Here is a 15,619-nt window from a genome sequence, read left to right on the forward strand (position 1 = left end):
GCGGGGCCAGCCTGAAAGCTGCTCGGCCATTAGGCGTCGCCAAGCCCTGATCACTGCTTGTGCTCGGAAAACCCGTCGATTAGCATTCGCGCCCGGGATAAGAGGCCGCAGTGCTCATGTTTGCTGCTTCCCGGCCATATTGAGATTGGAAAGCCCGGTTCGCCCGCGATCCGGGCTTTTTCTTTGCTGTTCGGGGCGCATGATGGTCCTGTGTCGACGAAGCTGAACGAGGGAAATGCCATGCGCGAGCGTTTGTTGGCTGCGGAAAAGGTTAAGTCGATCGAATGGCTGGACGGGCGCCTGAACCTGCTCGATCAGCGCAAGCTTCCCGTCGAAGAGATTTGGTGCAGCCATGATTCCGCAGCGTCGGTCGCTGCGGCGATCCGGGATATGGTCGTGCGCGGCGCGCCGGCAATCGGCATCAGCGCAGCCTATGGCCTGGTCCTTGCGGCGCGTGCCCGTATCGCCGGCGGCGGTGATTGGCGACAGGCCTTGGAGGAGGACTTCAAGGTGCTGGCCGATTCCCGTCCCACTGCGGTCAATCTGTTCTGGGCGCTGAACCAGATGCGCGAACGACTGGATCGCCTCAAGCCGGGTGAAGACCCGTATGCAGCGCTGGAAGCCCAGGCCATTTCCATCCATGACAGCGATCGCGAGGCAAATCTGGCGATGGCGCAGTTTGGCGTCGACCTCATCCGCCGCCATCAGGGTAATCCGCAGAACCTGCTCACCCATTGCAATACCGGCGGCCTGGCGACCGGCGGTTTCGGTACGGCGCTCGGAGTCATCCGGGCGGCGCATCTTGAGGGGCTGGTAGAGCGGGTGTATGTCGATGAGACCCGGCCGTGGTTGCAGGGCTCCCGGCTGACGGCCTGGGAACTGCTCGGTGATGGCGTTCCGGCTATGGTGAATGCGGACTCGGCGGCTGCTCATCTGATGAAATCCAGAGGCATCTCTTGGGTGATCGTCGGTGCGGATCGCATCACCGCCAATGGCGATGTGGCGAACAAGATTGGCACCTACCAGCTTGCGGTCCTGGCGATGCACCACGGCGTGCGTTTCATGGTGGTGGCGGCGAGTTCGACCATCGACATGGCGTTGGAGAGCGGCGAGGAGATCCAGATCGAGGAGCGCGCCGGCAGCGAGCTGCTTGAGGTCAACGGTCAGCGCTTCGCGGCTGATGTCGAGGCATTCAACCCGGTGTTCGACGTGACGCCGGCCGATCTCATCGACGCCATCGTCACCGAGAAAGGTGTGGTTGAGCGCCCGAACGCCGCGAAGTTGGCTGAGCTGATGAGCCGCAAACGGCTGCACTGAGTAATGGCCGGTCGCGCTCGGGCGTGGCGTGCAAGCCGGTTTTGCTCCGTGCAAGGCTCAGTTTATAGCAGTCGTCTGTGTTACCATCCCGCGCTTATTACAGGACCCTGCTGACTATAAGGAACCAGGCTTCCATGGGCGAACTGGCCAAAGAAATCCTCCCGGTCAATATCGAAGACGAGCTCAAGCAGTCCTACCTTGATTACGCCATGAGCGTGATCATTGGCCGTGCGCTGCCGGACGCGCGCGATGGCCTGAAACCGGTACACCGCCGCGTACTGTTCGCCATGAGCGAACTCGGCAACGACTGGAACAAGCCGTACAAGAAATCCGCCCGTGTGGTCGGTGACGTGATCGGTAAATACCACCCGCACGGCGATTCGGCGGTATACGACACCATCGTGCGTATGGCGCAGCCATTTTCGCTGCGCTACATGCTGGTCGACGGCCAGGGTAACTTCGGTTCGGTTGACGGCGATAGCGCTGCAGCGATGCGTTACACCGAAGTGCGCATGGCCAAGCTGGCCCATGAGCTGCTGGCCGACCTGGAAAAGGAAACCGTCGACTGGGTGCCCAACTACGATGGCACCGAGCAGATCCCGGCGGTCATGCCGACCAAGGTTCCCAATCTGCTGGTGAACGGCTCCAGCGGTATTGCGGTAGGCATGGCGACCAACATCCCGCCGCATAACCTGGGCGAAGTGATTGATGGTTGCCTGGCGCTGATCGACAACGCCGATATCACTATCGACGAACTCATGCAGTTCATCCCGGGCCCCGATTTCCCCACTGCCGGTATCATCAATGGCCGTGCTGGCATCATCGAGGCCTACCGCACCGGCCGTGGCCGCATTTATATCCGTGCTCGCGCCGATATCGAAGATATCGACAAGGTCGGCGGCCGCCAGCAGATCGTCATCACCGAGCTGCCTTACCAGCTGAACAAGGCACGGCTGATCGAGAAGATCGCCGAGCTGGTGAAAGAGAAGAAGATCGAAGGCATCACCGAGCTGCGTGACGAGTCCGACAAGGACGGCATGCGCGTGGTCATCGAGCTGCGCCGCGGCGAGGTGCCGGAGGTGATCCTCAACAACCTATACGCCCAGACCCAGCTGCAGAGCGTCTTCGGTATCAACGTGGTTGCGCTCATCGATGGCCAGCCACGTACGCTGAACCTGAAAGAGCTGCTGGAAGCCTTCGTTCGCCACCGCCGCGAAGTCGTTACCCGCCGTACCGTCTACGAACTGCGCAAGGCGCGCGAGCGTGGGCACATTCTTGAAGGGCAGGCGGTCGCGCTGTCCAACATCGATCCGGTCATTGCGGTGATCAAGGCTTCGCCAACCCCAGCCGAGGCCAAGGATGCGCTGATTTCCACTGCCTGGGAATCGAGCGCCGTTGAAGCCATGGTCGAGCGCGCAGGGGCTGATGCCTGTCGCCCGGAAGGCCTCGATCCGCAGTTTGGCCTGCGTGACGGCAAGTACTTTCTGTCGCCGGAGCAGGCGCAGGCGATTCTTGATCTGCGTCTGCACCGCCTGACCGGCCTCGAGCACGAGAAGCTGCTCAGCGAATACCAGGAAATCCTCACCCAGATCGGCGAGCTGATCCGCATCCTGACCAATCCGGTTCGCCTGATGGAAGTCATCCGCGAAGAACTGGAAGGCGTGAAGCGCGATTTCGGCGATGCACGGCGCACCGAGATTCTCGAGTCGCGTCTGGACCTGACGCTGGCGGACCTGATCACCGAAGAAGAGCGCGTCGTCACCATCTCTCATGGTGGTTATGCCAAGTCGCAACCGCTGGCCGCCTACCAGGCGCAGCGCCGTGGTGGTCGCGGCAAGGCTGCGACTGGTGTGAAGGAAGAGGATTACGTCGAGCATCTGCTGGTTGCCAACAGTCACACCACGCTGCTGCTGTTCTCCAGCAAGGGCAAAGTGTACTGGCTGAAGACCTACGAGATTCCCGAAGCATCTCGCACTTCGCGTGGCCGCCCGCTGGTCAACCTGCTACCGCTCGATGAGGGCGAGCGCATCACCGCTATGCTTCAGGTCGATCTGGAAGCTCTGCGCAAGCAGGCCGCCGAAGGTGAGGACGACCTGGACGAAGCAGAAGGCCTGGTCATTGAGCACGATGATGCGGACGACGTCGAAAGCGATGACGCCGACAGCGACGAGAAAGACGAGCCGACCGGCTCCTACATTTTCATGGCTACCGCCAATGGCACGGTCAAGAAGACGCCCTTGGTGCAGTTCAGCCGTCCGCGTACGTCCGGTCTGATCGCGCTCAAGCTGGAAGAAGGCGACACCCTCATCGCTGCGGCCGTTACCGATGGTGCCCAGGAAGTGATGATGTTCTCCGACGGCGGCAAGGTCATCCGTTTCAAGGAAAGCAAGGTTCGCATCATGGGCCGCAATGCCCGCGGTGTACGCGGTATGCGTCTGCCCGAAGGGCAGCGCATCATTTCCATGCTGATTCCGGAATCAGGTGCACAGATACTTACCGCATCTTTGCGTGGCTACGGCAAGCGCACCGCGATGGAAGAGTTTCCACGCCGCGGTCGCGGTGGTCAGGGCGTCATCGCCATGGTCACCAACGAGCGTAACGGTCCGTTGATCGGTGCCGTGCAGGTGCTCGAGGGCGAGGAGATCATGCTGATCTCCGATCAGGGCACGCTGGTCCGGACCCGCGTCGACGAGGTGTCATCGCTGGGGCGCAATACTCAGGGCGTCACCCTCATCAAACTGAGCAAGGGCGAGCATCTGGTTGGTCTGGAGCGCGTGCAGGAGCCATCCGAGGAAGACGTGCTGGAAGACATCGAAGCGTTGCTCGATGACGACGCCCTCGAGAAGGAAATGCCTGTACTCAGCACTGAGCCGAGCGAGGATGAACTGCTCGGCGGGGCTGGCGACGTATCTCCGGATGTGGTGCCGACAGACGACGAAGACTGATCGGCGAAAGCAATCCGCAATCAGGTGGTAGCGCGGCGGACGGTAGAGGTACCGGTCGCCGCGCCGCGGGATTCAATATCGAGCAAGAGCGAGAGAACAGCAGTGAGCAAACGCGCCTTTAACTTCTGTGCCGGTCCGGCTGCGCTTCCCGAAGCCGTCCTTCAGCGTGCCCAGGCGGAGCTTCTCGACTGGCATGGCAAGGGCCTGTCGGTCATGGAGATGAGTCACCGTAGCGACGAATACACCGCTATCGCCGAAAAGGCCGAACAGGATCTGCGCGACCTGCTGGCGATTCCGTCGAACTACAAGGTGCTGTTCCTGCAGGGGGGCGCCAGCCAGCAGTTTGCCGAGATTCCGCTGAACCTGCTGCCGGAAGATGGTGTTGCCGACTACATCGATACCGGCATCTGGTCGCGCAAGGCGATCGAAGAGGCGCGTCGTTTCGGTAACGTCAACGTGGCGGCCAGCGCCAAACCCCTCGATTATTTCGCCATTCCAGGACAGAACGACTGGCAGTTGAGCGAGCGCGCAGCGTACCTGCACTACGCGAGCAATGAGACCATTGGCGGCCTGCAGTTCGATTGGATTCCGGATCTCGGCGATACGCCGCTGGTCGTCGACATGTCCTCGGACATTCTGTCGCGGACCATCGACGTCTCGAAGTTCGGCCTGATCTACGCCGGAGCGCAGAAGAACATCGGGCCATCCGGGCTGGTGGTCGTCATCGTTCGTGAAGACCTGCTCGGCCATGCGCGTTCCGCTTGCCCGACCATGCTCGACTACAAGGTCGCGGCGGATAACGGCTCGATGTACAACACGCCGGCAACCTTTTCCTGGTATCTCTCGGGGCTGGTCTTCGAGTGGCTGAAGGAGCAGGGCGGCGTCGAGGCGATGGAGCAGCGCAACCGCGCCAAGAAGGACATGCTCTACGGTGCCATCGATGCCAGCGATTTCTACACCAACCCGATCGCTATCAATGCGCGTTCGTGGATGAACGTTCCGTTCCGTCTGGCCGATGAGCGTCTGGACAAGGTGTTCCTGGCCGGCGCCGACGCGCGTGGCTTGTTGAACCTCAAAGGGCATCGCTCCGTGGGTGGCATGCGCGCTTCTATCTACAACGCCGTAGGCCTGGATGCGGTCGAAGCGCTGGTGGCCTACATGGCCGAGTTCGAGAAGGAGCACGGCTGATGAGCGACGCCGATCAGTTGAAGGCCCTGCGGGTTCGAATCGACAGCCTCGACGAGCGCATTCTCGATCTGATCAGCGAGCGCGCCCGCTGTGCCCAGGAAGTCGCCCGGGTCAAGACCGCGGCGCTGGCCGAGGGCGAGTCCGCGGTGTTCTACCGTCCGGAGCGCGAAGCCTGGGTGCTCAAGCACATCATGGAGCTCAACCGCGGGCCGCTCGATAACGAGGAAATGGCGCGTCTGTTCCGCGAGATCATGTCGTCCTGCCTTGCCCTGGAACAGCCGCTCCGGGTTGCCTATCTCGGCCCAGAGGGTACCTTCTCCCAGGCTGCGGCGCTCAAGCATTTCGGCCATGCGGTCATCAGTACGCCAATGGCAGCCATTGATGAGGTGTTCCGCGAGGTTGTGGCGGGGGCTGTGAATTTCGGCGTAGTGCCGGTGGAGAACTCCACCGAAGGTGCAGTCAATCACACGCTGGACAGCTTCCTCGAGCACGACATCGTGATCTGCGGTGAAGTGGAGCTGCGTATCCACCACCATTTGTTGGTGGGCGAGACGACCAAGACCGATCGGATCACGCGCATCTACTCCCACGCGCAATCGCTGGCGCAGTGCCGCAAGTGGCTTGATGCCCACTACCCGAATGTCGAGCGCGTAGCGGTTTCCAGCAATGCGGATGCGGCCAAGCGGGTCAAGAGCGAGTGGAATTCGGCGGCCATCGCCGGCGACATGGCTGCCCAGCTCTACGGTCTGACCAAGCTGGCCGAGAAGATTGAGGACCGCCCGGACAACTCCACGCGATTCCTGATTATCGGTAGCCAGGAAGTGCCGCCGACCGGCGATGACAAGACCTCGATCATCGTCTCGATGCGCAACAAGCCAGGCGCCTTGCACGAGCTGCTGGTGCCGTTCCATGCCAACGGCATCGACCTTACTCGAATCGAAACGCGGCCGTCGCGCAGCGGCAAGTGGACCTACGTGTTCTTCATCGATTTCCTGGGTCACCACCAGGATCCGCTGATCAAGGATGCGCTGGAGAAGCTCGGGCAGGAAGCTGTGGCTCTTAAGGTGTTGGGTTCCTACCCCAAAGCGGTTCTTTAATTGCGGCTTCAGGTCGCGGCAGTGGGGCAGGCGACCGGCTTGTACCTGCCGCCTGAAGCCTGCAGCCTGAGGTTTTGTTATGAGTTGTGATTTCCTCGCCCTGGCGCAGCCAGGGGTGCAGAAGCTGTCGCCGTACGTACCGGGCAAGCCGGTTGAAGAACTGGCGCGCGAGCTGAGTTTGGACCCCGCAGGAATCGTCAAGCTGGCCAGTAACGAGAACCCGCTGGGGCCAAGCCCGAAAGTGCTTGATGCGATCAGGGCTGAGCTTTCGGAGTTGACCCGCTACCCGGACGGCAACGGCTTCGCGCTCAAGCAGCGACTTGCCGAGCGCTATTCGGTCGGAATCAATCAAGTCACCCTGGGCAATGGTTCCAACGACATTCTTGAGCTGGTTGCGCGCGCCTATCTGGCTCCGGGCCTCAACGCCGTGTTCAGCGAGCATGCCTTCGCTGTCTATCCGATCGCGACGCAGGCGGTCGGGGCCGAGGGACGGGCCGTACCGGCCAGGAACTGGGGTCACGACCTCGACGCAATGGCGGCGGCCATCGACGAGAATACCCGCGTGGTTTTCGTCGCCAACCCCAACAATCCCACCGGAACCTGGTTCGATGCTGCTGCGCTGGGTGGATTTCTAGCGCGCGTACCGGAGCGTGTCCTGGTGGTGCTGGACGAGGCCTACATCGAATATGCCGAAGGGCAGGAGTTGCCGGATGGCCTGGCGTTTCTGGCCGACTATCCGAACCTGCTGGTTTCGCGCACCTTCTCCAAGGCTTATGGGCTTGCTGCGCTGCGGGTCGGCTACGCGATCAGTTCGCCGGTGATCGCCGATGTGCTGAATCGCGTCAGGCAGCCATTCAACGTGAACAGTCTGGCGCTGACGGCGGCTTGCGCAGCGCTGGGTGACGTCGATTACCTGCTTGCCAGCCGCAAGGCGAATGATGCCGGGATGCTTCAGCTGGAAACGGGTTTCCGTCAGCTGGGACTGGAGTGGATCCCTTCGCGGGGCAATTTCATCGCGGTGGACTTCGCCCGTGACGCTGCGCCGATCAATCAGGCGCTGTTGCGCGAAGGGGTGATTGTGCGTCCTGTGGCCGGATACGGTATGCCAACATTCCTGCGTATCTCAATTGGTACCGAGCAGGAAAATGCACGCTTTCTCGATGTGCTGCACCAGGTACTCGCACAGTGAATCACGCTCGTCACGCGCAACAGCCTTCGCCGATTGTGAATCGCCTGGTTGTGATCGGTCTTGGCCTGATTGGCGGCTCGTTCGCCAAGGGCTTGCGTGAGGCTGGCCTTTGTCGCGAGGTGGTCGGCTTCGATCTGGATGCGCGCTCGCGTGAGCTGGCGGTCGAACTGGGCGTGGTGGATCGCTGCGCCGCGACGCTTGCAGAGGCTTGTCATGGGGCTGAGGTGATTCAGCTTGCGACGCCTATTCTTGCGCTGGAGCGGCTGCTTGGTGAACTGGCGAAGCTCGAACTGGGCGACGCAGTGATCACTGACGTCGGCAGCGCCAAGGGCAATGTCGTGCGCTGTGCGCGTAAAGTGTTCGGCAACATGCCACCAAGGTTCGTGCCTGGCCACCCCATCGCCGGCTCTGAACTCAGTGGCGTGACGGCGGCGAACAGCACGCTGTTTCGACGGCACAAGGTGATCCTGACGCCGCTGGATAATACCGATCCGCAAGCGCTCACGCTGGTGAGCAAGCTCTGGTCGGCGCTGGGTGCGGATGTCGAGCATATGGAGGTGACGCATCACGATGAGGTGCTGGCTGCCACTAGTCATTTACCGCATCTGCTGGCCTTTGGGCTGGTTGATTCGCTCGCCAAGCGCCATGAGAATCTCGAGATATTCCGCTACGCGGCAGGTGGTTTTCGCGATTTCACCCGTATCGCCGGTAGCGATCCGGTGATGTGGCACGACATCTTTCTCGCCAACCGCGAGGCAGTGCTGCATACCCTGGACGATTTTCGTGCCGACCTCGACGCGCTGCGCGCCGCGGTCGATGAAGGAGACGGGCACAAGCTGTTGGGCGTTTTCACTCGCGCCAAGGCTGCCCGGGAACATTTCAGCAAAATACTTGCTCGCCGAGCCTATGTGGACGTTATGCATTCCAATGACCTCGTTTTCCTCGCCAACCCTGGCGGCAGCCTGACCGGCCATCTGCGTGTGCCAGGCGACAAATCCATTTCTCATCGCTCGATCATGCTCGGCTCCCTTGCCGAGGGCGTGACGGAAGTCGAAGGCTTCCTGGAAGGCGAAGATGCTCTGGCGACCATTCAGGCGTTCCGGGACATGGGCGTCGTCATCGAGGGTCCGCATCAGGGGCGCGTGACGGTCCATGGTGTCGGTCTGCACGGCCTCAAGGCCCCGCCCGGGCCGATCTACCTGGGCAACTCGGGAACCTCCATGCGGCTGCTGTCCGGTTTGCTCGCGGCGCAGCCGTTCGATACGACGTTGACGGGTGATGCGTCCCTGTCCAAACGGCCGATGAACCGCGTCGCCAAGCCGCTGCGCGAGATGGGAGCCGTTATCGAGACGGCACCGGAAGGGCGTCCGCCGCTGACCATTCGCGGCGGCCAGCGTCTGTCCGGCATGCATTACGAAATGCCGATGGCCAGCGCGCAGGTCAAGTCCTGCCTGTTACTGGCCGGCCTGTATGCAGCTGATCAGACCTCGGTAACCGAACCGGCTCCGACGCGTGATCACACCGAGCGGATGCTTCGCGGTTTCGGCTATCCGGTGACCGTCAAGGGCAGTACTGCGGTTGTCGAGCCAGGGCACAAGCTGCGTGGTACTCATATTGAAGTGCCTGCCGATATTTCTTCAGCGGCATTTTTCATGGTGGCGGCGAGCATTGCGCAGGGTTCGGAGATCGTGCTCGAGCATGTCGGCGTGAATCCGACCCGTACCGGCGTGATCGATATTCTGAAATTGATGGGCGGCGACATCTCTCTGGAGAACCCGCGCGAGGTGGGCGGCGAGCCGGTGGCGGATATTCGCGTGCGTGGCGCTCAGCTCAAGGGTATCGACATTCCCGAGGACCTGGTTCCGCTGGCGATCGACGAGTTCCCGGTGCTCTTCGTGGCTGCGGCCTGCGCGGAAGGTCGTACCACGTTGCGCGGTGCCGAAGAGCTGCGGGTCAAGGAGTCTGACCGCATCCAGGTCATGGCGGACGGGCTGCAGACACTGGGGGTCAAGGCTGAACCGACCCCGGACGGAATTGTCATCGAAGGTGGTGCGATCGGTTCCGGTGAAGTCTGGGCGCATGGCGATCACCGTATCGCGATGTCCTTCAGTGTGGCTGCGCTGCGAGCCAATGGCCCGATTCGAATCCATGACTGCGCCAACGTGGCGACGTCGTTCCCCAACTTCCTCTCCTTGGCGCAGCGCGCCGGCATGCAGGTACATTCGGAGGGTGATTCATGATCAGGCCCGTTCCGGTCATCACCATCGATGGGCCGAGTGGCTCGGGGAAGGGCACAGTTGCAGCCTTGCTTGCGGGCAAGCTTGGCTGGAATTTCCTCGACTCCGGTGCCTTGTATCGCCTGCTGGCATTCGCAGCGCGCAATCACGGCGTCGATCTGACCAACGAAGAAGCGCTGAAGGTGCTCGCCGAGCACCTCGATGTCCAGTTTGGTGCCGCACGCGATGGGCACGGCATGATCATCATTCTGGAGGGGGAGGAGGTCACCGAGTCGATCCGTAACGAGCAGGTTGGCGCCGGCGCATCCCAGGTCGCAGCGTTACCGGTGGTTCGCACCGCCTTGCTGCAGCGACAGAAGGCCTTTCGCGAGGCGCCGGGACTGGTCGCGGACGGGCGTGACATGGGTACTGTGGTATTTCCCGACGCGCCGTTGAAGATATTCCTCACCGCGAGTGCGGAAGAGCGTGCTCGCAGACGTTACTTGCAGTTGAAGGCACGAGGCGATGATGTTAATCTCGCGAGTCTTCTTGAGGAGATTCGGGAGCGCGATGAGCGCGATACCCAACGTGCGGTGGCCCCGCTGAAGCCGGCAGATGATGCCGTTCAACTGGATTCCACTACACTCTCCATTGATGAGGTGTTGCAAAAGATTCTGAGCGAAGTCGCCGACCGCGATTTGGCTGGATGATCGGAACGCCGAAAGGCGGCCAAACGGATCTTGAGTAGGCACAGCCAGCAGGCTGCGCATCTCGGGGCCGTTAACAAGGAGGCATGTGGGAGACCAGATCCAGTCCCACAGGCCTTTTTTTATATGAATGAACCCACATTGTCTGGAATGTGGAGATTGGGCGGATTCTCGCCTGAAAACAGCAGGAATCAACATGAGCGAAAGCTTCGCAGAACTATTTGAAGAAAGCCTTAAATCCCTCGACATGCAGCCGGGTGCCATCATCACCGGCATCGTGGTCGACATCGACGGTGACTGGGTCACCGTGCATGCCGGCCTCAAGTCCGAGGGCGTCATCCCGGTCGAGCAGTTCTACAACGAGCAGGGCGAGCTGACCATCAAGGTGGGTGACGAGGTCCACGTTGCTCTGGACGCGGTTGAAGATGGCTTTGGCGAAACCAAGCTGTCCCGTGAAAAAGCCAAGCGCGCGGAATCCTGGATTGTTCTGGAAGCGGCTTTCGCTGCAGAAGAAGTGGTCAAGGGCGTCATCAACGGCAAAGTCAAAGGTGGCTTCACCGTCGACGTCAACGGCATTCGTGCGTTCCTGCCGGGTTCCCTGGTCGATGTCCGCCCTGTGCGCGACACCACCCACCTGGAAGGCAAAGAGCTCGAGTTCAAGGTCATCAAGCTGGACCAGAAGCGCAACAACGTTGTCGTTTCCCGCCGCAGCGTACTGGAAGCCGAGAACAGCGCCGAGCGCGAAGCTCTGCTCGAGTCTCTGCAGGAAGGTCAGCAGGTCAAAGGTATCGTCAAGAACCTCACCGACTACGGTGCGTTCGTTGACCTGGGCGGCGTCGATGGTCTGCTGCACATCACCGACATGGCCTGGAAGCGTATCAAGCATCCGTCGGAGATCGTCAACGTTGGCGACGAGATCGATGTCAAGGTTCTGAAGTTCGACCGCGAGCGCAACCGTGTATCGCTGGGCCTGAAGCAACTGGGCGAAGACCCATGGGTTGCCATCAAGGCGCGTTACCCGGAAGGCACCCGTGTTCAGGCTCGCGTCACCAACCTGACCGACTACGGCTGCTTCGCCGAGCTGGAAGAGGGTGTCGAAGGCCTGGTACACGTTTCCGAAATGGACTGGACCAACAAGAACATCCACCCGTCGAAGGTCGTACAGGTCGGCGACGAAGTGGAAGTCATGGTTCTGGACATCGACGAAGAGCGTCGTCGTATCTCCCTGGGTATCAAGCAGTGCAAGTCCAACCCATGGGAAGACTTCTCTGGCCAGTTCAACAAGGGCGACCGCATCTCCGGCACCATCAAGTCGATCACCGATTTCGGTATCTTCATTGGTCTGGACGGCGGCATCGACGGCCTGGTTCACCTGTCCGACATCTCTTGGAACGAGCCGGGTGAAGAAGCCGTTCGCCGCTTCAAGAAGGGCGACGAGCTGGATACCGTCATCCTGTCGGTCGATCCGGAGCGTGAGCGTATCTCCCTGGGCATCAAGCAGCTGGAAGACGATCCGTTCTCCAACTACGCCGCCGTCAATGACAAAGGCAGCATCGTTCGCGGTACCGTGAAAGAAGTTGACGCCAAAGGCGCCATCATCGATCTGGGCAACGATATCGAAGCCACTCTGAAAGCTTCCGAAATCAGCCGCGACCGCGTTGAAGATGCGCGCAACGTGCTGAAGGAAGGCGACGAAGTTGAAGCCAAGATCATCAGCATCGACCGCAAGTCCCGCGTGATCAGCCTGTCCATCAAGTCCAAAGACGTCGAAGACGAAAAGGATGCGATGAAAGAGCTGCGCACCAAGCAGGACGTAGAAAGCACTGGCCCGACCACCATTGGTGATCTGATCCGTGCTCAGATGGAAAACCAGAACTAAGTTCGGGTTCTTCATGAAAAAGGGCGACCTCGGTCGCCCTTTTTTGTGCCCGCGATTCCGGCGTGGTGAAGCGGCCCGCCTCTTGAGGGCTGCTAGCCTCTGGCTTTCTCCATGGCGAGCGCTTGGTTGACCGCGAGCCAGCCGTCTACCGCTTGTTCACCCACATCATCGAAAGCCCTTTGAAGCAGCCGGACCTGTTCTCTGCGCAAGGCCTGCTCCAGCTTCGCCCCCTCTGCGGTAAAGCGCAGCATGCGCTTTCGCTTGTCATCCTCTGCAGTCAGGCTCTCCACCAGGTGCATTTCGATCAACTGGCGTAGCGGTGTATTCAGTGCCTGCTTGGAGACACCGAGATAGCTCAGCAACTCCTTAACGCTCAGGTCCGGGTAGCTGGCGATAAAAAAAAGAATGCGGTGGTGCACACGGGACAGGCCGCGGCGGGCGAGCATTTCGTCAGGCTTGGCCGTGAAGGCCTGATAGCCGAGAAAGAAACTCTCCATGATCTGGCGCTGCACTGCGCTTTTTTTTAGGTCAGGCATATTGACGTATTTATCGTGAGAGGCGTAATTTCGGTCAAGAAGTTTGACTTATTTTGCAGCGCCTCGCATCTGGTATGGAAATGGCCTTCTCCGAACGTATTACTCGCCTTAAAAGCTCTCTCATTCGTGAAATCCTCGCTGCAGCCCAGCGCCCGGAAGTGATGTCCTTCGCTGGCGGGTTGCCGGCTGAGGCGATGCTGCCGATCGTTGATTGGGCAGAACTGCCCGCAAGCATGGGGCAGTATGGGATGAGCGAAGGCGAGCCCGCTCTCCGTGAACTTATTGCCGCCCAGGCGCGGGCGCTTGGCGTGCCTTGCGAAGCCAGTCAGGTGTTGATCGTCAGTGGCTCGCAGCAGACGCTGGATCTCGCGTCGAAGCTGTTTATCGACTCGGGGACAAAGGTACTGGTCGAGGCGCCAACCTATCTCGCTGCTCTGCAGTCCTTTCAATTGTTCGGAGCTGAATGTCTGGCAGTTCCCCAGCAGGCCGATGGTCCGGATTTGGCTGCCCTACGCGCAACGCTGGAGCAGCACGAGCCTGCTTTCGCCTATCTGATTCCTACGTTCCAAAATCCATCCGCCGTTCGCTACAGCGAAGCCAAGCGTGATGCTGTCGCAGCATTGCTGGATGAGTTTGGCGTGACGCTGCTCGAGGACGAGCCATATCGTGAGCTGGTATTCGATCAGGGCAGTGCCAAGCCGATCGTCTCGCGTCTGAAACGTGCTAGCTGGATCTACACCGGTACGGTTTCCAAGACGCTGCTGCCTGGCTTGCGGGTGGGGTATCTGATCGCCTCGCCGGATCTGTTCCCTTATTTGCTACGACTGAAGCAGTCGGCTGATCTACATACCAACCGCATTGGGCAGTGGCAGGCGCTGCAGTGGCTGGGTAGCGAGCGGTATCAGGCGCATCTGGCGGAGCTTCGCGATTTCTATCGCGTTCGTCGTGATGCCATGCAGGCTGCGCTCAGCGAGCACTTCGGTGATCTCGCGACCTGGCAGCTGCCGCAGGGAGGGCTGTTCTTCTGGCTGACGCTGAAGCAGCCGCTGGATACGCGAACCCTGCTTGATCGAGCGCTCGCCAATGATGTGGTGTTCATGCCTGGGGAGCCCTTTTTCGTGGACCCGGACGCTAATCCCGGTTATCTGCGGCTGAACTTCAGCCATGTGGCTGCTGAGAGAATGGAAGAAGGGGTGCGTCGTCTGGCGCAGGTCATCCGCGAAGGTAAAGCGCTGGAAGCCGCCTGAGATATCGCTGACCTGCGTTGTGGGTCGATGGGAGGGAGCATGTTGAAAGTCTATGGTGATTACCGGTCGGGTAATTGCTACAAGGTCAAGCTGATGCTGCACCTGCTGGACCAATCGTACGAATGGATTCCGATCAATATCCTTCGTGGTGAGTCCCGCTCCGAGGAGTTTCTCAAGAAGAATCCGAATGGCAAGATTCCGGTTCTTGAGTTGGAGGATGGCGCCTGCCTGTGGGAGTCCAACGCCATCCTCAACTATCTGGCCGACGGCAGCGAGTTTCTGCCAGCGGACCCGCGGCTGCGTACCCAGGTGCTGCAGTGGCAGTTCTTCGAGCAGTACAGCCATGAGCCGTTCCTGGCTGTCGCCCGCTATATCAAGGTGTATCTCGGCATGCCCGAGGATCGCCGTGAGGAGTACGAGGCCAAGCAGCTCGATGGCTACCATGCGTTGAACGTTATGGAGCAGCAGTTGCTACGCACGCCCTACCTGGTGGGTGAGCATTACTCGATTGCCGACGTTGCGCTGTATGCTTACACGCATGTGGCTGAAGAGGGAGGGTTCAGCCTCGAAGGCTATCCCGCAATTCGCCGATGGCTGCAGCGTGTCGCCAGTCATCCGCGGCATGTAGGCATGCACGATTGAACGAAAAACAGGGCCGCAAGGCCCTGTTTTACTGTGGGCTCGGTGCTATTTCACCAAGCCGAGAAACTCGCTACGGGTCGCGGCGTTATCGCGGAACTGACCCAGCATCACCGATGTAACCATTGACGAGTTCTGCTTCTCCACGCCGCGCATCATCATGCACATGTGCTGGGCTTCGATGACCACTGCAACGCCAGATGCGCCGGTAACCTGCTGCATCGCCTCGGCGATTTCACGGGTCAGGTTTTCCTGAATCTGCAGGCGGCGCGCATACATATCCACAATGCGAGCGACCTTCGACAGGCCGAGTACCTTGCCATTGGGAAGATACGCAACGTGTGCCTTGCCGATGAAAGGCAGCATGTGATGCTCGCACAGCGAGTACAGCTCGATATTCTTGACCAGCACCATCTCGCTGTTATCTGACGTGAACAGCGCGCCGTTGGTGACTTCCTCGAGGGTTTGCTGATAGCCCTTGCACAGGTACTGCATGGCTTTGGCGGCGCGCTTGGGCGTGTCGAGCAGACCTTCGCGGCTAACGTCCTCGCCGAGTTGGCCGAGGATCGCGGTGTAGTGTTGTTCCAGGGACATTGAGCTACCTGTCAGGCTTCATGGGGTCGCGAACGCGAAGGGTAGGGGGCCGCCGCTCGGCTGGC

Annotated in this window: 12 protein-coding genes; 10 read left to right on the forward strand and 2 right to left on the reverse strand. The window is 60.4% G+C overall.

The window, feature by feature from the left end; all coding sequences use genetic code 11:
- The first annotated feature begins 240 nt into the window (after positions 1 to 240).
- From mtnA to rpsA, 8 genes are all read left to right on the forward strand, one after another.
- A complete protein-coding gene (mtnA, locus tag LLJ08_RS09535; RefSeq protein ID WP_191122533.1) occupies positions 241 to 1,317 on the forward strand; it encodes an S-methyl-5-thioribose-1-phosphate isomerase in 1,077 nt (358 codons plus the stop codon).
- Positions 1,318 to 1,451: 134 nt separating this feature from the next.
- The gene (gene gyrA, locus LLJ08_RS09540) at positions 1,452 to 4,262 is read left to right on the forward strand and encodes a DNA gyrase subunit A (protein WP_014820647.1); all 2,811 of its coding nucleotides are present in this window, start codon (positions 1,452 to 1,454) and stop codon (positions 4,260 to 4,262) included.
- 102 nt (positions 4,263 to 4,364) lie between these two features.
- Positions 4,365 to 5,450: a 3-phosphoserine/phosphohydroxythreonine transaminase gene (serC, locus tag LLJ08_RS09545; protein ID WP_228208814.1), complete on the forward strand. Its 1,086-nt coding sequence runs from the start codon at positions 4,365 to 4,367 to the stop codon at positions 5,448 to 5,450.
- Positions 5,450 to 6,547, forward strand: coding sequence for a prephenate dehydratase (pheA, locus tag LLJ08_RS09550; RefSeq protein ID WP_023444760.1), 1,098 nt, complete (start codon positions 5,450 to 5,452; stop codon positions 6,545 to 6,547). The genes serC and pheA overlap by 1 nt, the downstream gene beginning before the upstream one ends.
- Before the next feature lie 79 nt (positions 6,548 to 6,626).
- On the forward strand, positions 6,627 to 7,736 hold the full coding sequence (gene hisC, locus LLJ08_RS09555) for a histidinol-phosphate transaminase (protein ID WP_228208815.1): 1,110 nt from the start codon (positions 6,627 to 6,629) through the stop codon (positions 7,734 to 7,736).
- Positions 7,733 to 9,976, forward strand: coding sequence for a bifunctional prephenate dehydrogenase/3-phosphoshikimate 1-carboxyvinyltransferase (locus LLJ08_RS09560; protein ID WP_228208816.1), 2,244 nt, complete (start codon positions 7,733 to 7,735; stop codon positions 9,974 to 9,976). Before hisC ends, LLJ08_RS09560 begins: the two co-directional genes overlap by 4 nt.
- Complete coding sequence (gene cmk, locus LLJ08_RS09565; protein ID WP_014820643.1) at positions 9,973 to 10,662, forward strand: (d)CMP kinase; 690 nt, start codon at positions 9,973 to 9,975, stop codon at positions 10,660 to 10,662. The genes LLJ08_RS09560 and cmk overlap by 4 nt, the downstream gene beginning before the upstream one ends.
- 193 nt (positions 10,663 to 10,855) lie before the next feature.
- Entirely contained in the window at positions 10,856 to 12,538 is a 1,683-nt protein-coding gene (gene rpsA / locus LLJ08_RS09570; protein ID WP_003302488.1) for a 30S ribosomal protein S1, read from the forward strand.
- Positions 12,539 to 12,630: 92 nt separating this feature from the next.
- Here rpsA and LLJ08_RS09575 read toward each other — a convergent pair whose 3' ends face one another.
- Complete coding sequence (locus LLJ08_RS09575; RefSeq protein WP_003282582.1) at positions 12,631 to 13,074, reverse strand: MarR family winged helix-turn-helix transcriptional regulator; 444 nt, start codon at positions 13,072 to 13,074, stop codon at positions 12,631 to 12,633.
- Between the two features lie 80 nt (positions 13,075 to 13,154).
- Between LLJ08_RS09575 and LLJ08_RS09580 the strand changes: the two genes are divergently transcribed.
- Positions 13,155 to 14,321, forward strand: coding sequence for an aminotransferase-like domain-containing protein (locus LLJ08_RS09580; protein WP_228208817.1), 1,167 nt, complete (start codon positions 13,155 to 13,157; stop codon positions 14,319 to 14,321).
- A 39-nt stretch (positions 14,322 to 14,360) separates the two neighbouring features.
- Entirely contained in the window at positions 14,361 to 14,963 is a 603-nt protein-coding gene (locus LLJ08_RS09585) for a glutathione S-transferase family protein (protein ID WP_228208818.1), read from the forward strand.
- Between the two features lie 45 nt (positions 14,964 to 15,008).
- Here LLJ08_RS09585 and folE read toward each other — a convergent pair whose 3' ends face one another.
- A complete protein-coding gene (folE, locus tag LLJ08_RS09590; protein WP_003282585.1) occupies positions 15,009 to 15,554 on the reverse strand; it encodes a GTP cyclohydrolase I FolE in 546 nt (181 codons plus the stop codon).
- Positions 15,555 to 15,619 lie beyond the last annotated feature (65 nt).

Origin of the sequence: Stutzerimonas chloritidismutans, assembly GCF_020783375.1 — a bacterium.
Classification (GTDB): domain Bacteria; phylum Pseudomonadota; class Gammaproteobacteria; order Pseudomonadales; family Pseudomonadaceae; genus Stutzerimonas; species Stutzerimonas kunmingensis.